At 56.2% G+C, this 22,798-nt stretch carries 20 protein-coding genes and 1 pseudogene; 9 read left to right on the forward strand and 12 right to left on the reverse strand.

What is annotated here, in order from left to right; genetic code table 11:
* Window positions 1-28 precede the first annotated feature (28 nt).
* Window positions 29-865: a PhzF family phenazine biosynthesis protein gene (locus LG409_RS04805; protein ID WP_227407725.1), complete on the reverse strand. Its 837-nt coding sequence runs from the start codon at window positions 863-865 to the stop codon at window positions 29-31.
* 282 nt (window positions 866-1,147) lie between these two features.
* A complete protein-coding gene (locus tag LG409_RS04810; RefSeq protein WP_227407726.1) occupies window positions 1,148-2,449 on the reverse strand; it encodes a glycosyltransferase in 1,302 nt (433 codons plus the stop codon).
* A gap of 21 nt (window positions 2,450-2,470) precedes the next feature.
* Here LG409_RS04810 and LG409_RS04815 point away from each other — a divergent pair, with 21 nt between their 5' ends.
* Window positions 2,471-2,698 carry a hypothetical protein gene (locus LG409_RS04815; RefSeq protein WP_039175766.1) on the forward strand — a complete coding sequence of 76 codons (228 nt, stop codon included), beginning with the start codon at window positions 2,471-2,473 and terminating at the stop codon, window positions 2,696-2,698.
* On the forward strand, window positions 2,691-4,172 hold the full coding sequence (locus tag LG409_RS04820; protein WP_227407727.1) for a sodium:solute symporter family protein: 1,482 nt from the start codon (window positions 2,691-2,693) through the stop codon (window positions 4,170-4,172). Before LG409_RS04815 ends, LG409_RS04820 begins: the two co-directional genes overlap by 8 nt.
* A gap of 60 nt (window positions 4,173-4,232) precedes the next feature.
* On the opposite strand, the gene LG409_RS04825 is transcribed toward LG409_RS04820, so the two are convergent.
* Window positions 4,233-5,288 (reverse strand): SPFH domain-containing protein, encoded by a 1,056-nt coding sequence (locus LG409_RS04825; protein ID WP_227407728.1) that lies wholly within the window; start codon window positions 5,286-5,288, stop codon window positions 4,233-4,235.
* A gap of 2 nt (window positions 5,289-5,290) precedes the next feature.
* Window positions 5,291-5,785 (reverse strand): NfeD family protein, encoded by a 495-nt coding sequence (locus tag LG409_RS04830; RefSeq protein ID WP_039175771.1) that lies wholly within the window; start codon window positions 5,783-5,785, stop codon window positions 5,291-5,293.
* Between the two features lie 190 nt (window positions 5,786-5,975).
* On the opposite strand from LG409_RS04830, the gene LG409_RS04835 reads away from it, so the two are divergent.
* The 6 genes and pseudogenes from LG409_RS04835 (at window position 5,976) to LG409_RS04860 (ending at window position 13,136) form a co-directional block, all read left to right on the forward strand.
* Window positions 5,976-7,034, forward strand: coding sequence for a transposase (locus tag LG409_RS04835; protein ID WP_016916420.1), 1,059 nt, complete (start codon window positions 5,976-5,978; stop codon window positions 7,032-7,034).
* 120 nt (window positions 7,035-7,154) lie between these two features.
* A complete protein-coding gene (locus LG409_RS04840) occupies window positions 7,155-7,835 on the forward strand; it encodes a heteromeric transposase endonuclease subunit TnsA (protein WP_022521280.1) in 681 nt (226 codons plus the stop codon).
* Complete coding sequence (locus tag LG409_RS04845) at window positions 7,828-9,756, forward strand: Mu transposase C-terminal domain-containing protein (protein WP_016916422.1); 1,929 nt, start codon at window positions 7,828-7,830, stop codon at window positions 9,754-9,756. Before LG409_RS04840 ends, LG409_RS04845 begins: the two co-directional genes overlap by 8 nt.
* A 65-nt stretch (window positions 9,757-9,821) precedes the next feature.
* Window positions 9,822-10,624: pseudogene (locus LG409_RS04850) on the forward strand (TniB family NTP-binding protein).
* Entirely contained in the window at window positions 10,624-11,712 is a 1,089-nt protein-coding gene (locus tag LG409_RS18710; protein ID WP_081139052.1) for a TniQ family protein, read from the forward strand. The pseudogene LG409_RS04850 and the gene LG409_RS18710 overlap by 1 nt, the downstream one beginning before the upstream one ends.
* Before the next feature lie 518 nt (window positions 11,713-12,230).
* Window positions 12,231-13,136 carry a hypothetical protein gene (locus tag LG409_RS04860; RefSeq protein ID WP_016916423.1) on the forward strand — a complete coding sequence of 302 codons (906 nt, stop codon included), beginning with the start codon at window positions 12,231-12,233 and terminating at the stop codon, window positions 13,134-13,136.
* Window positions 13,137-13,262: 126 nt separating this feature from the next.
* Here LG409_RS04860 and LG409_RS04865 read toward each other — a convergent pair whose 3' ends face one another.
* From LG409_RS04865 to LG409_RS04880, 4 genes are read right to left on the reverse strand one after another with little or no spacing between them, the layout of a single operon-like run.
* A complete protein-coding gene (locus LG409_RS04865) occupies window positions 13,263-14,306 on the reverse strand; it encodes a L,D-transpeptidase family protein (RefSeq protein ID WP_016916424.1) in 1,044 nt (347 codons plus the stop codon).
* A 53-nt stretch (window positions 14,307-14,359) separates the two neighbouring features.
* Window positions 14,360-15,892 carry an apolipoprotein N-acyltransferase gene (gene lnt, locus LG409_RS04870; protein ID WP_016916425.1) on the reverse strand — a complete coding sequence of 511 codons (1,533 nt, stop codon included), beginning with the start codon at window positions 15,890-15,892 and terminating at the stop codon, window positions 14,360-14,362.
* Between the two features lie 4 nt (window positions 15,893-15,896).
* Window positions 15,897-16,400 (reverse strand): signal peptidase II, encoded by a 504-nt coding sequence (gene lspA / locus LG409_RS04875; RefSeq protein WP_016916426.1) that lies wholly within the window; start codon window positions 16,398-16,400, stop codon window positions 15,897-15,899.
* Window positions 16,397-18,583, reverse strand: a complete 2,187-nt coding sequence (locus LG409_RS04880; protein ID WP_016916427.1) for a heavy metal translocating P-type ATPase — start codon at window positions 18,581-18,583, stop codon at window positions 16,397-16,399. The genes lspA and LG409_RS04880 overlap by 4 nt, the downstream gene beginning before the upstream one ends.
* Before the next feature lie 86 nt (window positions 18,584-18,669).
* Here LG409_RS04880 and LG409_RS04885 point away from each other — a divergent pair, with 86 nt between their 5' ends.
* A complete protein-coding gene (locus tag LG409_RS04885) occupies window positions 18,670-19,128 on the forward strand; it encodes a MerR family transcriptional regulator (protein ID WP_022521290.1) in 459 nt (152 codons plus the stop codon).
* A 28-nt stretch (window positions 19,129-19,156) separates the two neighbouring features.
* Here LG409_RS04885 and LG409_RS04890 read toward each other — a convergent pair whose 3' ends face one another.
* The 4 genes from LG409_RS04890 to LG409_RS04905 all read right to left on the reverse strand — a co-directional run bounded on the left by LG409_RS04890 (window position 19,157) and on the right by LG409_RS04905 (window position 22,747).
* Window positions 19,157-19,939, reverse strand: coding sequence for a ZIP family metal transporter (locus LG409_RS04890; RefSeq protein ID WP_035556053.1), 783 nt, complete (start codon window positions 19,937-19,939; stop codon window positions 19,157-19,159).
* 112 nt (window positions 19,940-20,051) lie between these two features.
* Window positions 20,052-21,041, reverse strand: a complete 990-nt coding sequence (locus LG409_RS04895) for a M23 family metallopeptidase (protein ID WP_052196326.1) — start codon at window positions 21,039-21,041, stop codon at window positions 20,052-20,054.
* Window positions 21,041-21,718, reverse strand: a complete 678-nt coding sequence (locus LG409_RS04900) for a DsbA family protein (RefSeq protein ID WP_022521292.1) — start codon at window positions 21,716-21,718, stop codon at window positions 21,041-21,043. Before LG409_RS04900 ends, LG409_RS04895 begins: the two co-directional genes overlap by 1 nt.
* A gap of 162 nt (window positions 21,719-21,880) precedes the next feature.
* Complete coding sequence (locus LG409_RS04905) at window positions 21,881-22,747, reverse strand: cation diffusion facilitator family transporter (protein WP_227407729.1); 867 nt, start codon at window positions 22,745-22,747, stop codon at window positions 21,881-21,883.
* Between the last annotated feature and the right edge of the window lie 51 nt (window positions 22,748-22,798).

Below are 22,798 nucleotides of genomic sequence, written 5' to 3' on the forward strand. Positions count from 1 at the left end.
CGATGTGTCGATGATGGCACCGCTGTCATCAAGTGATTTCTACTGCTGTTCCTGCCACGATAATCCCTCCTTGTGCCGGCACTTCAACCTGCAACAGGCTTAATCTTCCCATTGCTTCACCCTGCCTGATTAAAAACTTCCCTGGCACATCCATTAACTGGGCATCTCGTAAATAGCCGCCTAGAGCAGCTGCCGCTGCACCCGTAGCAGGGTCTTCGACAACGCCGCCTAAGGGAAATGGGTTTCGGGAGTGAAAAAGATCGTTTGTTTCGCGGAATACAAGTTGCAATGTCGTCACGCCTTCACGAGCCATGAGCGCCGCAAGTTTGTCAAAATCATAATCCAGGCGGTTCAACCGATCCTGTGAGTGAGCCGCCAGCACCAGGTGCCAAACGCCACCATAGGCAACAGTAGGAGGAAGGGTGGGGTCGAGTTCGTCGAAAGACCAACCAAGTAGTTTTAACACGTCGTTGACTAGCCCTTCAGAGGCAGGCTTATGTCTAGGTTCAACGGATGTAAGTGTCGCTTGAATCTGACCGTTTGCCCTGTAGACCTTTACTGGCACACGGCCTGCTCGAGTATCCAGTTGATAGATGCCTGTACCGCTTAAATGCCCGAGCATGACAGCACTTGCAATAGTCGCATGGCCACAGAAGCTGACTTCCGCGAGGGGGCTATAGTAACGAATGGTTCTGGTTTCTCCACTTGTCGGTACAATGAAGGCTGTTTCCGAATACCCTACTTCAGCGGCGATGGCTTGCATGGTTTCAGCATCTGGCAAACGATCGCCTATCCAAACCCCTGTAGGATTGCCCTTGGTAGGATCGGTTGAAAAGGCCGCAAGACGGTATAGGGGCTGGTTCATAAGAAATGGCTCCAGATCGGGGTAACAAAAAAGATTAGCTATTTTTGTCTAAATTAGCTTATCAGTGAGTATTTCGTAGCTTTAACAATATGCTAGCCCAAACACTTGGATATTGATGACGTTATATTGATGCTTCCACAAAAGCCGATGCACTGTTGACTAGGCCTATTTCCAAAACGGTTTGCAAAAGGCTCGGCTCCTACTATGACCTCGCCTTGCTAATGTTTTTACGAGGCTAAACAGCAAGGGCCATATCGGGCGCTTGCTAGTTCGTGAAGTATCTTAAACAGGGTAGGACACCAGCACGCTGGGGCACAGCTGTTCATAGAGGGCTGCCAGTGTTTCTGCTTTGCTCTCTTCGCTCCAGCGCTGGGCATAGGCCTGGCCGCGCTGGCCAAGGTAGCGGCGCAGGATGTCATTGGTGAGCAGGCAATTGACGTGTTCTGCAAAGCGAGCAGGGTGCGCTTCCGCGATCAGGCAGCCTTCGCCTTGTTGCAGTACGTCCAGCGTGCCCATGGCCGCAGTAGAAACCACCGGCGTTCCCAGGGCCATGGCTTCCAGCAGTACCAACCCTTGGGTTTCGGTGGGGGAGGCAAACACGAAGGCGTCGGCGGCTCGATAAGCGTCCTGCAAGGCGCCATCGCGGGACAGGTAGCCCACGAAAAACACCGCCTCTGCCAATCCTGCTTGCGTTGCTTGGCGTTTCAACGACGCCAAGGCAGGCCCTTCTCCTACGATTACCAGGCAGGTATCCGGGTGCCGTTGGCGTACCTTGGGTAGCATGTCGATCAGAAAGCCGATGTTCTTTTCATAGGCGGCACGACCCACGAACAGCAGCAAGTGTCCTTGGGTGGGGAGGCCGTGGCGCTCCCGAAAGTGCCCACCTGCCGTACTGGTGACGAAGCGGTCAAGTGACAAACCGGTAGCAATCGTCGCGATAGGTGACTGAACGCCGTAGGTTTTCAGCGTGTTGGCCATGGCCGACGATGGTGCGATCACTGCAGCGAGCTGGTGGCATTGGTGCACCGAAAAGCGTCGAGCGGCAAACCGCAGGCTGCGGCGCGGCAGTCCTGGCACGTAATGATGAAGATACTCTTCGAAAAGCGTGTGGTAGGTGCCCACCACCGGAACGTTCAGCCGTTTACCCAAGGCAATGCCTGCATAATGCGCCACGAAAGGCGTATGCACATGAATCAGGTCGAACTTCAGGCAGGCCAGGGAACTGGCCATCGCCATGATGCGCTGGTACCGCATCATGCGGTCTTCAGGATCGCCGATGACCCCGCGTGAGTCGATGCGCCAGGTGCGCGGCTCCTGAGCTGTGTGAGCAGGGTAGTCGGGGCAGATCAGGTGCACTTCGTGGCCCTGGCGCTCCAGGGCGTTGCGGAAGCTCTCGATCGAAGTGGAAACGCCGTTAACGCGCGGGAAGTACACGTCGGAAAGCATTAGAATCTTCATGTTAGGCGACTTGGCGGCTGGCAGGGTAAGGCCAATCTGCCATAGTGCCGTGACGCCGCCGTGACAATGGCCCTGCGCCTGGGGTGGCGTTCGACGCCGAGAGGCTGCCTGGTTGGGCAGCGGCATGTTCACTCAAATGGAATCGTGATGCGACGTTTATGGGTATTGCCTACCTCCCGTGCGGGCTGGTGGTTGTTGGTAGCGTTTGTGGGGCTGGTCGGTGCTGGAATCTGGCCGGTCATTGGCTGGGTCAACCGAGCGACGCTGGTCATGGGGTTGCCGCTGCTGGTGGTGTGGAGCTACGTGATCATATTGGCCTGCGTGGTCGTCATGCTGGTGGGCAATCGCATCGTGGAGCGTGACGACCATGAGTAGCCTCTGGCCGCTGATCATCACGCTGCTGTATGTGGCCGCTGCCATGCTGCTTGGCCTGCGCGCCCGAGCGGGCCGTTCCATGAATAGCCTGGAGGAGTGGGGGGTGGCAGGGCGCAGCATGGGGCCTGTCACGCTGTACCTGCTGATAGCGGCCGGCAGCGTCAGTGCCTACACCTTCATGGGCGCGCCCGGCTGGGCCTACTCCAAAGGCGTGGCAGTGTTCTACGTGGCCGTTTACCTGGCCTATCTGGCGCTGGTGGCCTGGTATTTCGGGCCCAAGGTATGGCAGTTCGGCAAGCAGTTTGGCCATGTCACCCAGGCCAGTGCCATTGCCGACCGCTACCAGAGTGTGACGCTGGGCGCGCTGGCGGCCAGCGTCATGGCGGTAGGCTCGATTGCCTATGCGGTGCTGCAAACGGTGGGGTCGGCATACATTCTCTTCGTGATGAGCGGCGGGGCCATTCCGGTGTGGCTGGGGGTGGTGCTGGTGCTGGCGTGTATCGCCGTGTATCTGTGCGCCAGCGGTCAGCGCGCGATTGGGCGCACCAACGCGTTTCAAGGGGCGCTGATGCTGGTCGTGGCCTGGGCCGTCGGGCTTTGGGCGATGCAGAGTGCGACGGGCAGCGTGAGTTTTGCGGCCGTGTTCGAGCGTATTCAGACTGACCACGCGGAGTTTCTGACGCTGCCTGGAGCGGCGGGCGACATGAGCTTCAGTTTCTGGACCACTTCGATCATCGTTTCGATGTTGTCATTCATGCCGCCCGTATGGACCCAGTGGATGAGTGCTTCCTCGGCACGCACGATACGCCGTAGTGCGACCTGGCTGCCGACCTACTACATCGTGATTTTGCCCATGGTCACCGTGGGTTTCATCGGTATCTTTTCATTGCCGGAGCTGGCACGGGCAGACTCCGTCGTGCTGGAGTATGCCATGCAGCACTTGCCGGTGGTGCTGGTCGGACTGTTGGGGGCAGGCACGCTGGCAGCCGCCATGTCGTCGAGTGAGCCGTTCATACATTCGGTCTCCCTCTCCATGAGCAAGGATGTCCTGCAGCCTCTGCTGGGGCTGTCCGATGGTACGACGGCCAAAGTGGCACGCTGGTTGATCCTGCCCATCATGGCGCTGGTGATTGCGCCGCTGGCGATTGCCGAGCCGGGAAGCCTGGTGATGATTCTGCTGGTGGGGCTGGGGTTTGCTTCTCAAGTGCTGCCTGCGTTCATCGGCATGTTCTTTTGGCCTAGAGCGTCGAAGCTAGGTGTCATGGCGGGTATCGTGGCGGGCTTCATGGTCACGGTGGCATTCACCGCCGTGTGGCCACATCCGCTGGGGATCCATGCCGGATTCTGGGGGCTGATGGTCAATCTGCCGCTCTTTTTTGCCGTGTCGCTGGTCACTCCAGCGGGGGCCAGTGAGGTGGTCGAGCGGTTCTTTCGCATTTCGGCGCCACGAGGGCTGACCCGGCTGGGGCGTTAGAGGAGAAGAGAGAAGAGAGAACAGACGAGGCCAGCGCTGACGCTGGCCTCGCGGGTATGGCTACGATTGGCCGCCTGCAGCGCCCCCCACGATGCCACTGCGGAAGCCGCCCTGACGAGAATTGGCGTGATCCAGATGGTTGGCCACGGCGTCTTCCGGGGTGCCCGCCATTTCACGGAACATGCCCATGGAGCCCAGCAGCGCCGAGGATTCGTAGGGCACGAAGACGCGCTCGCCGTCCTTGGCCATGGTGGGCAGCACCTTGATGTAGCTCTGGCCAAGCAGATAGCCCACTACCGTACGCTTGTGCTCGTCGCTGTCGCCAATGGCGCTGAGCACCAGCTTGATCGACTCCTGCTCGCCCTGGGCACGCAGAATGGCCGACTCTTTATCGCCCTGGGCGTTGAGGATGGCAGACTCACGCTGGCCCTGGGCCATGGCGATGGCTGCTGATTTCTCGCCTTCGGCTTCGGTGACCGTTGCACGACGCTTACGCTCGGCAGCCATTTGCAGACGCATGGCCGACTCCACCTCTTCCGGCATGGCGATGTCCTGAACTTCGACCCGGGAGATCTTGACCCCCCACTTGGAAGCAGGCTCTTCCATGGCAGCCTGAATCTCGTTGTTCACCTCGGCCCGGGATTCGAACAGCTTATCCAGCTCCATCTTGCCGACCACCGAACGCAGCGTGGTCTTGGCCAGTACCTCCACGGCCTGGCTCATGTTCTCGACTTCATAGACTGCTCGCTTGGGGTCGATGATCTGATAGTAGAGCGCGCCGTTGATCCGCACCGTGACGTTGTCGGTGGTCACGACCGGCTGGCCCGGAAAGTCCATGACGGTTTCCCGACGGTCGATACGAATTTCATCGCTGGTGATGGGGTGATACTCCTCGCCCATCTTCTTGTAGCGAATCATGGTGATGGCGCGGGGCTGCTCGATAAAGGGAATGATGATGTTGATGCCGCTCTCCAGCACCCGGTGAAACGAGCCTAGTCGCTCGATCACCATGACTTCCGATTGGCGAACGATCACCAAGCCCTTGGAAATGATCAGAATACCGATGACCACGATGATCAGGCTGATCAACAGGCCTGGGCTGATGGGTAGATCCATGGTTAAAGCTCCTTGTGTTGCGAATGGTCGTCCTGGGGAACCGGGTTGCTGGCAGGGGCCAGCATGACCAGGGCGGTGGTGCCCTCGAAACGTTTGAACACCACCGGAGTGCCGGAGGGCAGCTCGGTGGCTCCGCTCTCCAGCACGCGTAGTCGATAGAAGTCGCCATTGACCTTGATGCCGGTGGCATTATCGAAGTCGCGGGTCAGGGTGACATAGTGTTGGTTCTTTTCCACACCGGTACCGGTGGTGCCGTAGGCGACCCCCTTGGGCGAAAAGCGCGGGCGAATCACCATCACGCCCACGGGCACCAGAATACCCGCGAAGATGCCCATGCTGAGCAGTTGCCAGGGCAGTGTCAGCCCCAGCGCGGTGACGGCGGCGGTCAAGGCGGCGGCGATGCCCAGCGCCAGGAGGACCATGGCGCCAGAGGTCAGCTCGCCGAGACTGAGCAGCAGCGCGATGACTAGCCAGGTGTAGGCCGGATTCCAATCCATGAGCACTCCTTATCAAGTGGACTCCCCCAAGGGTAACGTACCTTAGGCCTAGCGTCTCCCCACTTTTCCACAGGTGGTGCTGTAACTGCCTGAATAGCGTTGAAAATTTCAGTGCTATCAACGAGATCGGGGCTTTCCCGCCGGTATCATGTTGTTACCCCTAACACCATGAACCAAAAGGAAAGCCCCGATGCTTCAAGATGCCAAAGACCGCGCCAAATGGAAAGCTCGCCTGATCGACTGGTGTGACGACCTGTCGGATCACCTCGCTCGACCCGTCGTGAAGCTGGCGGCAGAAACGCTCTTTGGCATCCTGGCCAGCGGTAGTTTGCGCCAGGCCGAGATCGCCCGCGCCTTGAAGGAACCCTGTCGGCTACACCACACGCAGAAGCGGTTGTCGCGCATGCTGTCCCGGCACAGCGAGCTTGCCTGGGCCGCGGAGCAACTGCAGCTCCAGCGGATCACGCCCTATATCACCGATGACATGGTGCTGGCCATCGATCCGGGCGACCTGAACCGGGATGGCGCCCCGACCAGTGAATACCGAACCCGCGTTCGCGACGGTGATACCGGCGAGATCGTCGGCGGTTATCCGCTGATCAGCGTGGTGGCACGCGACCTGAAGCGGGGCACCACCTGGCCACTGCTCACGCGGCTGCTATCGCCGGCTCGCGGCGGCTACCGCAGTGAAAACACCGATATCCTGAGCGTGATGGATACCGTGCAGCGCCATGTGGAGGGCCGGCCACTGTGGGTCATCGATCGTGGCGGCGATCGAGGGCGGCTGTGGGATGCCTGGCTGCGCGCCGAGCGTCATGTGCTGGTCCGGGCCGCCAATCAGCGCTTCTGGCAGTGGCGAGATACCGCCAAGACGTCGCAGCAGATTGCCCGAGATCTGCCACTGAAGCACCGCGGCCACTTGCGCCGTGGGCAGCATATCCCGGTGCGGTTCGGCATCACCAAGGTCACACTGCGGGAGCATCCGGAGACGCCGCTGTGGATGATCGTTGTCGATCATGAGAAGTCGGAGCGCCTGGTGCTGGTGACGACGCGCCCGGTGCGTGGTCGCCGCCAAGGCGAGCGGATGATTCAGGCTTACCTGGATCGCTGGGCCTGCGAGGAGGGGTACCGGTTCACCAAGCAGGGGTTCGACCTAGAGGGTGTCCAGGCACGCCGTTTCACGACGCTGCAGAACCTGGTGGCGCTGGCCAGCCTGGCCTGGGCACTGCTTGTCATTTTCAGCAATTAGTGCGACCCTCAGGGCGTAATATCGGGCTATTATGGTAGTCTGTACAGGATTGAGTGCGACAGAATTAATAGCAATTGATGCGACAGGTCTTGTTTTATTCAACATTTGGTGCGACTGCCCATGCCACTGCCTACATCCGTTCGTAAAATCGGCCCTACCCGACGAAGTGTGTCTGGCTACTATGCCTTTCGCGGGGAGGAGTCTATTGCGTTCGAGTCGACGCTCGAACGTGATTTCCTCATCAAGGCTGACTTTGATGTGAGCGTCCTTGGTGTGATATCCCAGCCGTGCGAGATCCCGTTTCATCATCCCGTGACCGGTAGGCGCTACACCTACACACCTGACTATTTGGTTTATTACCGTCTCGGTAACCGTCATTACAGGGATTACCCAAAACCTCTCCTGGTGGAGGTCAAACCACGGGAAAAGTGGCAAGCACATTGGCGTGAATGGTCGCCTAAATGGAAGGCGGCGATACGGCATGCCAACAATGAGGGCTGGGCGTTTCGCATTCATGATGAAAGCCGCATTCGTGATAAGACCTTGGACAACATTACCTTCCTAGCGCGCTACAAGCGGATGGTGTTTCCCTCTGTCGAAAGCCAGGCAGTCCTCAACACGGTGAGGGAAATGGGGGTGGCGACCTTGGATTACCTGCTTTCTCGGCACTTTATGGGCGATATTTACCGGGCAGAGGGGATTGCGCATTTATGGCATCTACTGGCGACTCGGCAGTTAGATTGCGATATGGCCCAATCCTTCAGTCCTCTATCGGAGGTATGGGTACCCGATTATGAATAACCATCGTGGCAGCGCAACTGAACCCAATAACGGCGTCGCCCAAACACGCCAACACTTGCAGATTATGGTGGGTGAGCAGGTTCAGAAAGATGGCACCGTTTACCGAATTTCCCAGGTGCTCGATTTTGAGACAGTCATTGGCATTGCCGTTGAGTCCGGGCGTAGTTGCCCGCTTCGCATCAAAGAACTAGCGCCTCTCAATAGCGGGTCCGTATCCCCTGAGCAGGATATGTCCGAGATTGGGGATGCCGATTGGCGGGAGGCCGAGCATCGCTTTTCCATCATTAAGCCCTTGGTGGATCGCCATACGGTGGGGCGGGATGCAGCGGAGGAGCGTGCGAAACAAACGGGGGTTGATACGGCTACGATCTACCGTTGGTTGAAGCGGTATAAAGCGACGGGCTCGGTGCTCGCATTGATTCCTCAAAAGCCAGGGTGGAAGAAGGGAAAGTCGCGTATTCCCGCGCATGCCGAGGCAGTGATTCAGGAAGTCATCAAAGAGGTGTATTTGACGCTGCAGCGTCCGTCCGCACAAAAAGCGGTACAGGAAGTCATGCGGCGCTGCCATGAACGGCGCATCGACCCGCCGAGCCCTGGTACCGTTCGTGCTCGTCTGCGTGATATCCCAGAGCGTGACCGGTTGCGTGGCCATGGTTTTAGAGACAAAGCCATTAACAAGTTCCAGCCGGCTGCCGGAAAATTTCCCAATGCGGACTATCCGTTAGCCGTTATGCAGATTGACCACACGCCTGCCGATATTATTTTGGTCGATGACGTGTATCGCAAGCCGATTGGTCGCCCATGGATTACGTTGGCCATGGACGTGTTTACTCGCATGGTCACGGGGTATTACTTGTCGTTTGACCCGCCCTCTGAAACATCTGTCGGCATGTGTGTGGCGCACTCCATGCTTCCTAAAGATGAGTGGTTGCTACTGCATAATGTGGAGGCTGAGTGGCCGGTATGGGGCACACCCGCCACGATTCATGTCGATAACGGCCCAGATTTTCGCTCTGAGACGTTTCGGCGCTCATGCCTAGCCTATGGGGTCAACCTTGAGTTTCGGCCTGTTAAGCAGCCTCGTTATGGTGGCCACATTGAGCGGGTACTGGGCTCTCTTCTAAAGGAAATCCATAACCTGCCTGGGACGACCTTCTCCTCCATTAAAGAGAAAGAGGGATACGATCCAGAGAAGCACGCGGCCATGACGAAAAGCGAGTTTGAAGAGTGGCTGGTGACGTTGATTTGCAAGGTTTACCACCAGCGCCTTCATTCTGGGATTGGTATGTCGCCGATGAAAAAGTGGGAAATTGGTGTGTTTGGCAATGCGGATGTGCAGGGAGTGGGATTAGCGCCGAGGCCTGCTGACAGGCTCTCTGTATTGCTCGATTTTTTGCCCAGCTTTCAGCGTACGATCCAGACCTTTGGTGTGACCATCGATGGCATAAACTATTACGATGAAGCGCTAAGACCTTGGATCAATGCCAAAGATCCAGACATGCCAGACAAGAAACGCACCTTTGTTTTCCGGCGCGACCCTCGCGACATTAGTGTCATTTGGTTCAAAGACCCGGAGCTCGGGCACTATTTTCGCGTGCCCTTTGCCAATCTTGCCCTCCCCTCGATGAGTGTTTGGGAGTATGCCCAAGCTAAAGCGCGCCTTCGGCAGGAAGGAAGAAACTCGGTCAATGAGACTGAAATTCTACGCGCTATTAGTGAGCTGCGAACCCATGTGGAGGAGTCGCAAGCACGTACTAAGCGAAGTCGCCGTCAGGCACAACGACGTAAAGAGCATGAGAAGAAGGTGACGCCTGCAGATCCCCTTTTACATGCGCCCTCAACTGCGGCCCCTAAAGAGACACCCGCTCAAGGGGACGGTCTTTTAACGGGTGATATCGATGTGAACTGGGACATAGCATGAGCACACACCTTCATCCTGATCTTCGTCACGTCTTGGGGCTGTCCGCTAAAGAGCGAATGGAGTTTATGGATCAACCGCGCTGGTTGGGCTATCCATTGGCCAATCGTGTCATTGAGGTCATGCGTGGGTTGATGGAGAAGCCCAGTCGTCCTCGTATGCCTAACCTCTTGCTCGTGGGTGACTCCAACAACGGAAAGACAAGTTTCGTAAGCAGTACGGTGAAGGCTACGTGAATGAAGACGTAGAGCCCGTGAAGCCTGTTGTTGTCACTCAGGCTCCCCCGAGTGCCGATGAGAAAAGTCTGTATATCGCAGTGCTAGAGAGTTTCTGGGCTCCCTACCGGCCTACAGATCCTGTTCCCAAGCTGCGCTACCAGGTGATTCATCAACTGCGTGCTTGCCATACGCGCTTACTGATCATCGATGAGTTTCACTCTCTGTTAACCGGTGGTGCTGTTAAGCAGCGCGAAACGATGAATGCCATTAAGCTTTTATGCAATGAGCTAATGATTCCCATCGTTGGTGTGGGGACGCAAGATGCTGTGCGTGTGCTGCATTCAGACCCACAGCATGCGAGTCGCTTTGATGTGGTCGCGTTACCAAAGTGGGAGCTCAATCAGGAGTTTCAGAAGCTGCTCGCTGGCTTTGAGAAGATATTACCTCTCAAACATCCTTCCCAACTGCATGAGCCCCAATTGGCGACCCAGCTCCACGCGATTTCTGGCGGTAATTTGGGTGACCTGCACCGGCTGCTGATTGAGTGTGCAAATGCCGCTATTTTGTCTGGAGCTGAGTGCATCGATGAGAAAATTATTCAGAGTAAATCATGGGTGCGGCCCACCCGTGGCATTAGGGAAGTGATGCTGTAATGACCTGGGCGCTGAGTGTGCCCCTGCTGCCTGAGGAGTCCCTTTCATCATGGCTCGTTCGGGCGGCGTTGCGACAGGGGTGTGATCCTTTGTCGCTCACCGGGGCTATTTGGCCAACATGGCGTATATGGACGAGGGACATTGATAGGGAAATACCCCTCGCAAGAATGCGCCCATTAGTGAATGCCTCGGGGATATCTTCCGCTAAGTTTCAGAAAGCGGGGATGCGGGACGATTGTGAGAAAGTGGTCGGTTACTCGTTACCGGAAACCCGGACTTGGCCCTGGTTGTTGGCACTCGGCAGCCGAAATCGAACCCGCCATGGAGGACAACAGGTATGCACGTTGTGCTTGGCAGAGGACTCAACCCCCTACTTGCGCCGGCACTGGCGATTCGCTTGGCACACTGGGTGCCGCTTTCATGGGGTGCAGCTGGTAGATGAGTGCCCAGCATGCAAGGCCCCTATAGAGCCCCATCGCCTGACAGCGGAAGATCAACATTTAGCTCAATGCAGCCGGTGTCATAACGATTTTAGAAAGGCGGTATGCACGTCGCCTTTACCTGAAGCGTTCAGTGTTCAAGTGATGGCTGATCGTGTGTTAGAACAGGATAAGGTGACGTTTAGGCAGGCCTCTATCGCACCCGCCGATTGGTTTTCTATGGTGGCCTTTTTTATTGGCGTTATACGGCGTGCAAGTCGGCGGCCTGTGTCACCCCTGGCCGATGCGCTTCTTTCATTGGGCATTTCGGTTACGGATTGCCGAATGCCTGTGTCTGGCCTGGCGTTTGAGCTGCTGGCTGTCAGCGAGCGTAGTGCCTTATTGGTAGCGTTGGAACGCTTGCTCAGTATGGGCCTTGAAGAAACGTTCAGCGTTCTGGTCGCGTGCAATGTCAAAACGAGCGCGCTTCATGATCCCCGAAGGTCGCCCCCCGTTGTGTTGTTGCCGCTGCTATCACGGTTATCTCACCACCCTCATGGGCCGCATCGCCGCCGTGTTCCCCCGGCTTGTCGCCCCATGTCGGAACGCGCTGTTAGAGCCTCATGGGCGCGTTTAAAACGCAGAATGAAAGCGGAGCCAACCTCTTGAATCAACACCAAACGGTCGACTGCGATGAGTGTGGCCGAGAAGTCTCCAAATTGTGGCGACGCCATAAAGGGCACGGCTACTGTTCAACTTGCTATGCTCGTGTGTTTAAGCGGCGGATGTGCCCACGATGTGGTGAGTTAGCCCGTCTGCCTAAGAATGACCCAGACGCCGTCTGTCGTCAGTGCAACGTTGACAAACCGTGTGCACGATGTGGAAAAGCCAGTTCAGACTACAACATCGGCAAGGTCACTCCCTACGGCCCTGTCTGTATCGCCTGCGCTCCCTATTTCAAAGAACCAGAGCCCTGCGAGGCGTGTGGGAAAGCATCTCAACGTCTTACCCGAGTGGCGCGTATGGGGCATGATCATCGCTTATGTCCACGCTGTTCGACAGCAGACCACGGTACCTGTTCTGCATGTCGTCGACATCGTTTATTGGTGGTGGCACCCAACGGGGATGCGTTGTGCAAAGCCTGTAATGAGCAAGGGGAAATTGCCTGCCCATCGTGTGGTAATCCCATGCCAGCGGGTCGAGGTGATGCCTGTGAGCCCTGCTATTGGACGCGAACATGCCGTAAACGCATCACCATTGGCCAAGCCGGTATCACTACCAAAGCGTTAAGTGAGGCCTTTGGGGAATTTGGTGAATGGCTGATTCGTATCACTGGGCCGCATAAGGCTGCCCTCAAGATCAATCATTTCTTCTCGTTCTTCCTTGAGCTCGACCAGGCATGGTCACGGATACCGAGCTATTCGGAGCTACTTCATCACTTCGGGGCGGAGGGCTTGCGGCGTGTGAGGCTTCCCATGCGATGGTTGCATGAAGAGCAAGGGGTAGAGCCGGATCACCAAGCAAAGCGGATCGACTCAGAGAAAAGACGTATTCAAGCGTGTCTCAGTTCTATGCCGTTCGCTTCGCTATCAGACCAAGTGCTGCAAGCCTATTGGCTGCAATTGGAAACCCGTATAGAGGCGGGCAAAACGTCCCACACCTCCGCACGACTTGCACTAAGAGCGGCAGCCGCATTGCTACTCGCTACTGACCGGGAGGGGCAGCGACTGCCTCAACAGGGCGATGTGGACAACTATTTGCATGCGGTGCCCGGACAAGCAGCCTCGGTCACGGGGTTTACTAATTTCTTAAATCGCCAACATGCCACCACGTTGGCTCCTCGGGTGGATGTAAAACGGGCAAGAAAGCGGCGAAAAGAAACACTAGCCCGCACCCTGATGACGATGGCCCGGTGTGCTGATCAAGGAGAGGCCTGGAGGGAGGCATGGATCGTTGCTGCCATGGAGTATTTCCATGACACAAAATTAACGCAGAAAATGCTTCGACAACAGACCGTAGAGCGGACGACAGACGGGATACAGGTGGTAGTGGGTGGCGTTACCTACTGGCTGCCTCTGGATATTGAGTGCTAAGACACTGATAGCGCGCAGTCACTTGGAGGGCCCCGCGACTCTGTAGGCGAATGTCGCCCCGCCGTTTGGACGGGGCTATGGCTCTCTACCTATATGCCAGGGCTCAACGGGGTGCCAAAAGGCGTGTCATGACCGTTGAGATGACGTCAAAACCAGGTCTTCATAAATGCCCTTGATAGCCTTCTCTTCTGGGCTGTGGCGCTGTGGCTCCTGTTCCTGCTTTGGATGTAGTGGGGTTATAAGCCCGTTAGAGAGTGACAGGACATCGCTGAGCTGCTCGTAATCGAGGTTTACGTTATCGACATTGTATTGGTTAAGGCGTGTCATGGTCTCTGTGAGTGCGGTCATACTGTGCTCTTCTTCTCCAAGCGGCGGAAAGGCTTGAATCAGCGGCTGACCGCCTTCCCAACCTATCTTGATCGGCTGATTGATGATGTTGACTTGGGTGCCGGGTGGAATGCGGTCAAATATAGATTCGATGTCTTTGGGTAACATGCGGATACAACCTCGGCTTGCGCGCATGCCAATGCCATCGGGCTGGTTGGTGCCGTGAATCAAATAGCCATCGAAGCCTAGGATGATGGCATGGTCTCCTAGCGGGTTATCGGGGCCGGGCGGTACAACGCTTGGTGCGGTTTCGCCGCGTGCTTCCGCTTCACGTTTTACCGACTCAGGCGGGTACCATGCGGGGTTTTTAATGTTCATGGTGGTCTCGGTCACACCAAGGGGTGTATCAAACCCTTCGCGACCGATGCCGATAGGATAGGTCTCAACGCGCGGTGTCTCACCGGTTTTGACATCTGGGTAGTAGTAAAGCCGCAGCTCGGCGATATTGATGACGACCCCAGTACGCTCGACATTCGGCAGGATGAAGCGTCCTGGAATGGTTACTTCAGTACCCACTCCGGGCACCCAAATACTGACCTCTGGGTTAGCACGTACAATCTCCTGGTAGCCAAGGTTGTGACGTCTGGCAATATCAATCAGAGTATCCTCGTAATTCTTCACGATGAAGGTGTCAGCCTCTCCGATAATATTGCCTTCCTCAGGTAGCGGGTAATGCCCCTTGGGCCATTCCGTCTCCTGGGCAGTGGAAGGTTGTGCCGCCATGGCGACAGGGAGCCATGCCAGAAACGAAACCATCACACTCACGATGAAGCCGATCTGCATTGGCCATGGGAGGAATCTCTTAAGTATTGCTGCGTTCTTTGCCAAGAGCATCGCTAGGTTCCTTTTTCATCTAATGCGTCGTTTTTTGATCGAGATAAGTTCAGTTGTAACCCGAGCAGTGTCAGCACCGCAGCGAGTATCCAAGCGGGGCCACTACCGGTGCGTGTGAAAGGAGTTAGGCCCTGCATCGGGGTCACCTCGCCCGTTAAACTGGCCTGTTCAAACTGTGGGGCACGGGCTGTGACGTGACCTTGTGAATCGATGATGGCCGTCACGCCATTACTGGTAGCTCGAAGTAGGTGACGACCATTTTCTAAGGCACGTAGACGCGCCATTTGAAGATGTTGGTGTGGGCCAATGGAGCGCCCAAACCACGTATCGTTGGAAACCGTTAATAGCAGCTCGGCATTACGCGCCTGTTGGGCGACATGGTCGGCAAAAATGATTTCGTAACAAATGGCATTGCCAATGGTGGCTCCAGCCACGTGTAACGGAGCCTGTTCGCCTGACCCTGGGGTCAGGCGAGGTACTGGCAAGTCGAAAAAAGCAAGGGTGCCAGCGAGGAGACTTTGGAATGGCAAATACTCGCCAAAGGGCACCAAGTGCGCCTTCTGGTATTCGCCCTGCACATCATTTAGCCCTATGACGCTGTTATAAGAGCGCCCTTCACTGTCGCGTTGCAAAATGCCGGTCAACAAGGCGGTGTCAGGCCCCAGGTCGGACGCTACTTGCTCAAGTATTTGCTGTGCTTCCTGCTCAAGCATGGGAAGGGCTGCCTCAGGCCAAACGATGAGATCGATATCCCTTGCTTGCTCCCGTGTCATCGTCGTGTAGATACTGATCGCTTCGCGCTGCCCTTGGGCAGTCCACTTAATGCGCTGGTCAAGATTCCCTTGCAGCAATGCCACCCGGATGGGCTTGCCAGCCGGGGTTGTCCATTGGGCGGGCAATAGGAATGGAACGATCCACAAGGCGGCCATTGGGACAAGGAAACTCCAGCGGCGACGCAGTACCTCTACCCCTAACGTACCTGTCAGCGCGGTCATGAGTGACAGCAAGTACACACCACCAACGGGCGCCCATGGGGCTAGTGGAGAATCAATCTGAGAGGTGCCCAGCAATAACCAGGGAAAGCCGGTGAGCATCCAAGTGCGTAGCCATTCGCTCACCACCCACATACCGGCAAAGCTAAGAAAGGCGAACCGTGGCCCCGTGATGCGTCGATAGAGCCCAAAGGGGACTGCAAAGAAGAGCGCCAGGACGCTGACAAAAAGAGTGGTGAGGAGCATCGCCACCAAGGCCCCGGTGCCACTGAAATCGTGAATAGCAACGAAGACCCACGACGTGCCTGAACCGAACAGGCCTACCCCATAGCACCACCCACGCAGGGTGGCCATGGCGGGCGTTAGCGACGCTATTCTCCAATAGACCAGTGCCACGCTCACTGGGCCAAGCCACCATAGGGAAAAGGGGGCGGCACTCAAGGTGGTCAGCACCCCAGCGGCGAGCGCTACAACGCAATCGACTATTGGTGAGGAGCGCCCAGCAAAAAGCGTATATTCTTTATCTTTATCGACCACATCCATAGCGTTACTCAGAGCGCTTAAAAGCAGGACTTTCACGCCATAACGCCACCGCGAACATCAATACACCGGCAAATAGCGCGATATCGGCCATGTTAAAGGCGGGCCAATGCCATTCGCCCCAGTAAATGTCCAGATAGTCGACGACGTACCCTCGCGCTAAGCGATCAACAGTATTACCGAGCGCGCCGCCAAGAATCAGGCTGTACGCACAGGCCTCCAAGCGCGACAGGGGTTTGCATAGCTGCACAACCAATACGACGACCACCACCAACGCTAAACCAAGAAAGAGGTAGCGCTGCCAACCCCCTGCTTCTGCGAGAAAGCTGAAAGCGGCTCCTGTGTTCCCGGTATAAACCCAGTTAAAAAACGGCGTTAGCGGAATGACTTGGCCAAACGACATCTGGGCATGCACAATTTCCTTGACCAGTTGATCGGCTAGAGCCATCACGCAAGCTAATGTGAACCATGGCCAGCGACGTGAAGGGCTATCGTTTGGCGCTGTTCTCATGACGTTGTTTTTCCTTGTGACAGGCCTGTCATTGCGGTACTGGGCGAAAAGCGGTAACCCAGCAGTCGCATGGCGTTCAACGTCACCAGGACGGTAGCACCGGTATCGGCCATCACCGCAATCCACATGCCGGTAATACCCAGCGCCGTTGTAACTAGGAAAATGGCTTTTAAGCCAAGGGCGAGAACAACGTTGGTTTTCACATTGCGCAGCGTGGCACGAGAGAGGTCTATCAGCTCAGCGATGCCGGTAACGCGGTTCTTGAGCAAGGCTGCATCGGCGGTTTCCAACGCCACATCCGTGCCACCCCCCATCGCGATACCCACATCTGCTGCCGCGAGTGCCGGTGCATCGTTGATGCCATCACCTACTTTACCGATGGGGCCACGGCCTGCCGCTTGCCAGTCTCGAACATACGCTGCCTTGTCTTCAGGCATTAGTTCGCCGTACGCTTCAATGCCTAAGCGACCCCCCGTGGCAGCGACGGTGCGGGCATTATCACCGCTGAGCATGACCGCCTGTACGCCTAAACGGGATAGCGCCGCTAGGCCTTCAATGGCATCTTCGCGTGGCTCATCGCGAACCGCGATCAAGCCCAGTAAACGCTCGCCTTCGACGAGGAGAGCGAGGCTCTTACCGGCTTCTTCTAACGCGACAATTCGAGCACTGAGACTTTCCTCAAGGATGACTTTCTCGTGAAGGTGACGAGGCGTCATTAAGCTCAGCTCGCGACCCTCCACCTGGCCGGAAACACCGCGCCCCGCCAGAGCGCGGCTGCCAGTGACGGTGGGGAGGTTGATGCCCGACTGTCTGGCATGCTCAACGATAGCCGTGGCGATAGGGTGACTGGAATCCCGCTCTATTGCGGCGGCGAGCCGCAATACGCTGTTATCGTCTTCCTCAGCAATCCAAGACTCCACATCTGTGACTCTTGGGGTACCCGCAGTGAGGGTGCCCGTTTTATCTAATGCCACCAAGCGAAGCTTACCTAACTGTTCAAGAACGGCTCCCCCTTTGATCAGTAGTCCGCGCCGAGCGCCCGCCGAGAGACCTGCGGCGATGGCGGCTGGGGTAGAAATGACCAACGCGCAGGGGCATGCGATTAACAGCAATGCTAACGCACGGTAAATCGACTCCGACCATGCCATGGTCGATACCAGCGGTGGCACTATCGCCATCAGTAGGGCGAGTAAGACGACGGCGGGCATATAGTAATACGCAAAACGATCAATAAAGCGTGCTATCGGTGCCTTGGCGGCCTGTGCTTCTTCAACCAGACGAATAACGCGAGCGATCGTATTGTCATCAGCGCCTCGTGTTACCTCCACCTCCAGGGCGGCATCAAGATTCACTGTGCCAGCAAAAATGTCATCACCAGGCGCTCGCGAACGGGGTATGGACTCGCCGTTTACCGGCGACTCGTCAATGTCGGAGGTGCCCACCAGGATGCGTCCATCGCAGGGTACGCGATCACCGGGCCGCACCAGCACACGCTGCCCGGGTTTAAGTGACTCCGCCGAGACGTCACGCAGCTGGCCATTGTCCATCAGCCTCGCCGTTGAGGGTGTTAAATTTGCCAAGGCTGAGATACTGCGGCGCGCTCGTGAAGCAGCTACCCCTTCGAGTAGCTCACCTACGGCGAACAAGAACACGACCATCGCAGCTTCAGCGGCAGCATTGATGGCCAATGCGCCAAGCGCAGCGATGCACATCAGCATCTCGATGGTAAAGGGATTGCGCATTTTGAGGGCGCCCCAGGCACTCTGCGCAATGGGTATTAAGCCGACTAGCGTGGCCAAAATGAAAGGCATATTACCCAGCGCAGGCCATGCTAAACGAAGCGCGAAGGCCACTATCAGCAGATTTCCTGTGATAATGACCAAGCGCCCTTTAGCGGTTTGCCACCAAGAGGATGAAGCACCAGATGCGCGTGTTTGGCCATCATGGGAAGCCACTTGATAGCCTAGTTCGTTCAGGATGCCCTCAATGGTCTTTCGCGAGGGGGCCCCGTGATCGTGGTGGTGAATCTTCACTGATCCCGTGACCGAGCTTGCCGTGACTTCCTCAATGCCTTCCAGTCGCTCTAGCGCCGATACAACCTTGCGCTCACAACCGCCGCAGTCCATGCCTTCAACACGCAGCGTCAAGGTGGTAGGCGCTGTTGTCGGCGTTGATGTTTTCATGGTGCCTCTCCTGCCAATGGGCTATGGTTTTTAAGTGTAAACCTTGTAGCAACTACAGCTTCAAGCCCTGCCTAAGGAGTTTTACCATGTCGATGATCGGCCAAAGTATCAGCATTGGTGAGTTAGCACGACGAGCCGATTGCAAACCTGAAACGGTTCGCTATTACGAGCGTATTGGGCTGTTGCGCGATGCGACACGAACCGGTGGGGGGCAGCGCCGCTATGGAGACGACGCTGTGCGGCGCTTGACCTTTATTCGTCATGCCCGAGACTTTGGCTTTTCGGTGGAGTCAGTGCGAGAGCTTTTGGCCATGTCAGATCAACCTGATATGCCTTGCCAAGAAGTCGATGCCATCGCCACGCATCACCTAAAGAAAGTGGAGTCCCGCCTTCAACGACTGTCCATACTGCGTGAGGAGCTTCAACGGATGGTCACGCAGTGTGCCGGTGGTAAAGTGGAAAGCTGCCGAATCATTGAGGTCATCAGTGATCATCAGCTCTGTATCACTGAAAAATCGCACGGAGGGGCTCACGACTTAGGTTAGCACTAACGCTACGCCCCACGCCCAATGGTTAGCCCAGCGAAACATCCAAAAACAGCATGAGTACCAATCCGATAGAGAGGCCCAGCGTGGCCTTTTTTTGGTGCCCGCTTCGATGAGTTTCGGGAATAATCTCATGACTGATCACATACAACATCGCCCCCGCTGCAAAGGCCAACCCCCAGGGCAGTAGCGCTTGTGACATGCTGATGACTCCAGCGCCTAATAAGCCACCCAACGGCTCAACAAGCCCCGTAAGGGCGGCAATCGTCCATGACCGCCAACGTGAATAGCCCACGCCTAGCAGTGATACTGCTACGGCCAGTCCTTCTGGGGCATTCTGAAGTCCAATGCCAATCGCTAGTGGAATGCCTCCTTCGCTTCCCCCTGCGCCGAAGGCCACGCCAACGGCCAGCCCTTCTGGCAGGTTGTGTATCGTAATGGCAATAATAAACAACCAGATACGACGTAGTGAGGCAGCCTCTGGCCCTTCTCGCCCCTGTTCGAAGTGCTCATGAGGTAAGAGTTCGTTCAGTAGTGCGACCATTCCAATCCCTAGCAAGATGGCCGCACAGGCAATGGCAGCAGGTACCACGCTACCTCCGTAACGCAGCTCCGAGGCTTCTAAGGAGGGTATGATCAGTGAGAAGAAAGAGGCCGCTAGCATGACGCCAGCGGCGAACCCCAACGCTAAATCGCGAACACCACGATTCGGTCTTTTGGTAAACAAGACAGGAAGCGCCCCGACAGCCGTCATCAAGCCCGCGGCAAGGCTTCCCAATACCCCCATGGTGACGAGAGAAACCTCTTCCATACCGATTACCTGTCTTGTGGTAGATGAGTGATCACAGCGCTAGGATTCCATAACGAGGCAAGCACACGTTCACGTTACTAACAATCCATGCAACGTTGCTAAGCACGGGTGGTTACGGCTCGTTAAACGAGATCAAGTCATAAATGGACGCCGTGCCGATAGCTTGTTCCAAGCGATCTCTTGCCTCGTAAAGTGACGCTTGATATTCACCTTGAGTCGGCTGCTCACCCAACATGATGCGTTGACCTTGACCAAGGGGATCAACAGGCTGGTTATTGACTCTCACTTCGTAATGCAGGTTGGGGCCCGTGGCGACCCCGGAGGAACCTACCTCTCCGAGCGACTCTCCCGCATTGACTAAATCCCCAACCACTAGCTGTGGGGAGAATCGGCTAAGGTGTGTGTAGCGACTAATGGCCCCTGTGTCGTGCTCCACCTCGATCACCTGCCCATATCCCCCTTGGCGACCCATAAAGAATACGCGCCCAGGTGCGGTGGCAATGACCGGCGTTCCTGTCGGCGCAGCCAAGTCAATTCCATTATGAGGACGCATCCCTCCATACACAGGATGTCGCCGATTCCCAAAGCGAGACGTTAAGCGGGCACTAAGCACGGGCAACCGCAACGTGCCTAGCAGTGTGTCGCTTTTGAAAAGAGCTACGTCCCCCTTTTGGGTGACCGGCCATATGACCTCCAAGGGCTCTGCCTGATCAGGCAGAGCGGCATAACTGAGGCGTGGTGGCCCAACACGGGCGCCGTCCTGGCGTCGATCTTCCTCCCACACTAATTGAATACGTTCACTGCCAGAAAACTCCAGCGGCGCTGCTATAAACTCGCTGAGCAGTGTTTCCAGTTTAGTGGCGAAACGCGTTGGGACACCTTCTGCTGCCAAGGCCTCGTAGAGAGTGGTATTAATGACGACATCACGCCCAAAGGTTAGGGTATCAACGCTATCGAGCGGTAATGTGCCTTCTTGCTCGCTAGCCGCCTGTAACTTGACAGGGCTAAGTTCAGACGGAGGCAATGACAGATGCGTTTGCCAATTGGCTTCGGCTAGCAAGGGGTAAAAGCCCACCAAGCCTAGTAACCACCAGCGCTGCATCACTGGCCATCCTCTTCCCCAGAGATCTCCGCTACTTCACTCTCGACGGCATCAATCAGCTCTTGCATACCAAAGGGGTCTAAAGGCTCGCCATTGACAAAAAAGGTAGGTGTTTGGCGAATCTGATTGGCTCTGACATCCGCCATGTCTTGGTCAATCACCGCCTGCACCTCAGCAGAAGTCAGTTGCTCTTCGGCAGCCGCTAAATCAAGGCCTCCTTGGCTCGCGATATCGAGGATAGCGGATTCATCAAAACTGCCATGTGAAGCCCATTGATCCTGGCGAGCCAGCAGCCTCTCCAGTACCGGTTCAAAGACGCCCTGACGACGAGCAACTTCTAATACCCGAATGGCCTTGTCCGATACGTCGCCGTGGAAAGGAGTGTAGCGCACGATGAGCCGCACTTTTTCTGGGTAGGTTTCCAGAATACTTTTTGTCAGGGGATAGAAAGCACGGCAGGCTTCGCAAGCCGGATCGAAGAATTCCACAATCGTCACCGGCGCGTCTTCTCGTCCCAAGATGGGGGAGTGTGAACGCACCAAGGAGTCCTCGGCCTGGACACCGCTCTCTTTTGCTGCCTGAGCTTGCATGTCTAAGAGGGCAGGCTTCGATACGGCGACGATCGCAGCGGTCAGCATTAACGTACCGGCCAATATAAAAGACGCTTTTTTGAACATGTTTCTCTCTCTGTCTCAACGATGGGGTGGAAAAGTAGGGTTGAAAAATAAGCCAATCGCTATGGGAGTAAGCTGCTCGCTATCTACCTGAGCTGGGAGCCGGCCTCGGTCTGTCACTCATGCCCATATAGATTGGCATTTTGATGCGCGTGGTCACTATGCTCAAACTCTAGGCTGGAATGAGCAATACTGAAGCGCATTTATAAGCTGCTCCTTGATCTCTGCTTTGACGGATTCAAGCTGCTGCCAGCCGGTTTCTGTCAGAACCACGTGGCAGTCAAGGGCTGCCATGTTTTCCTGCATCTGCCATAGATGCACATGGTGAATATCCTGGACTCCCTCGATATCTCGTACGGTCTCAACGACTGCCTGCCCGTCAATGTCCGGGGGAGATCCCAGCATTAGCGTACGGATAGGGCCGCCAATTTCAGAGAAGGCTAGGTAAAGAATATATAGCGCAATCCCTATCGTGATCGCGGGGTCTACCCAGCGCATGTCGTACAGTAAAATAAGCGAACCACCGATAATCACGGCGATGGAGGCAAACGCATCCGATAAGTTATGCAGAAAAAGGGCGCGGATATTGACACTCTCTTTTTGCATTGACCACGTGAGCATGGCGGTAAGGGCATCGACGACGAGCGCGACGCCACCAATAATCACGATCGTCCATCCCTCTATCTCAGGGGGATCGACCATCCGCATAGCGCCTTCGTAAATCAGGTAGACACCGACAATAATGAGGGTGGTGTAATTGATGAGTGCTGCCACTATCTCGATGCGGCCATAGCCAAAGGTCATATGCACATCGGCAGGCCGTCTGGCGATTTTACGAGCAGCAAAGGCAATGACTAATGCTGCCATGTCAGAAAAGTTATGTAACGCATCAGCGATCAGCGATAGGCTCCCCGCCATAATGCCACCGACGATTTGAGCGATGGTTAAGAGCCCATTGGCCCAAATGGAGATGCTGACGCGCCGGTCGCCAGAGGCAGGATCAATGTGGGGATGATCATGATGATGTCCCATCTGTTACCTTCTCTCGAATTATCTGTTCTTGGTACTATAAAACCTCTAGCA

It is taken from the genome of Halomonas sp. NyZ770, assembly GCF_020616575.1.
Classification (GTDB): Bacteria; Pseudomonadota; Gammaproteobacteria; order Pseudomonadales; family Halomonadaceae; genus Vreelandella; species Vreelandella hamiltonii.

Excerpts from the sequence above, each read along its gene's own strand:
- LG409_RS04805 (WP_227407725.1), bottom strand. The coding sequence starts at position 865 with ATGAACCAGCCCCTATACCGTCTTGCGGCCTTTTCAACCGATCCTACC.
- LG409_RS04810 (WP_227407726.1), bottom strand. The coding sequence starts at position 2,449 with ATGCCGCTGCCCAACCAGGCAGCCTCTCGGCGTCGAACGCCACCCCAG.
- LG409_RS04815 (WP_039175766.1), top strand. The coding sequence starts at position 2,471 with ATGCGACGTTTATGGGTATTGCCTACCTCCCGTGCGGGCTGGTGGTTG.
- LG409_RS04820 (WP_227407727.1), top strand. The coding sequence starts at position 2,691 with ATGAGTAGCCTCTGGCCGCTGATCATCACGCTGCTGTATGTGGCCGCT.
- LG409_RS04825 (WP_227407728.1), bottom strand. The coding sequence starts at position 5,288 with ATGGATCTACCCATCAGCCCAGGCCTGTTGATCAGCCTGATCATCGTG.
- LG409_RS04830 (WP_039175771.1), bottom strand. The coding sequence starts at position 5,785 with ATGGATTGGAATCCGGCCTACACCTGGCTAGTCATCGCGCTGCTGCTC.
- LG409_RS04835 (WP_016916420.1), top strand. The coding sequence starts at position 5,976 with ATGCTTCAAGATGCCAAAGACCGCGCCAAATGGAAAGCTCGCCTGATC.
- LG409_RS04840 (WP_022521280.1), top strand. The coding sequence starts at position 7,155 with ATGCCACTGCCTACATCCGTTCGTAAAATCGGCCCTACCCGACGAAGT.
- LG409_RS04845 (WP_016916422.1), top strand. The coding sequence starts at position 7,828 with ATGAATAACCATCGTGGCAGCGCAACTGAACCCAATAACGGCGTCGCC.
- LG409_RS18710 (WP_081139052.1), top strand. The coding sequence starts at position 10,624 with ATGACCTGGGCGCTGAGTGTGCCCCTGCTGCCTGAGGAGTCCCTTTCA.
- LG409_RS04860 (WP_016916423.1), top strand. The coding sequence starts at position 12,231 with ATGCCAGCGGGTCGAGGTGATGCCTGTGAGCCCTGCTATTGGACGCGA.
- LG409_RS04865 (WP_016916424.1), bottom strand. The coding sequence starts at position 14,306 with ATGCAGATCGGCTTCATCGTGAGTGTGATGGTTTCGTTTCTGGCATGG.
- lnt (WP_016916425.1), bottom strand. The coding sequence starts at position 15,892 with ATGGATGTGGTCGATAAAGATAAAGAATATACGCTTTTTGCTGGGCGC.
- lspA (WP_016916426.1), bottom strand. The coding sequence starts at position 16,400 with ATGAGAACAGCGCCAAACGATAGCCCTTCACGTCGCTGGCCATGGTTC.
- LG409_RS04880 (WP_016916427.1), bottom strand. The coding sequence starts at position 18,583 with ATGAAAACATCAACGCCGACAACAGCGCCTACCACCTTGACGCTGCGT.
- LG409_RS04885 (WP_022521290.1), top strand. The coding sequence starts at position 18,670 with ATGTCGATGATCGGCCAAAGTATCAGCATTGGTGAGTTAGCACGACGA.
- LG409_RS04890 (WP_035556053.1), bottom strand. The coding sequence starts at position 19,939 with ATGGAAGAGGTTTCTCTCGTCACCATGGGGGTATTGGGAAGCCTTGCC.
- LG409_RS04895 (WP_052196326.1), bottom strand. The coding sequence starts at position 21,041 with ATGCAGCGCTGGTGGTTACTAGGCTTGGTGGGCTTTTACCCCTTGCTA.
- LG409_RS04900 (WP_022521292.1), bottom strand. The coding sequence starts at position 21,718 with ATGTTCAAAAAAGCGTCTTTTATATTGGCCGGTACGTTAATGCTGACC.
- LG409_RS04905 (WP_227407729.1), bottom strand. The coding sequence starts at position 22,747 with ATGGGACATCATCATGATCATCCCCACATTGATCCTGCCTCTGGCGAC.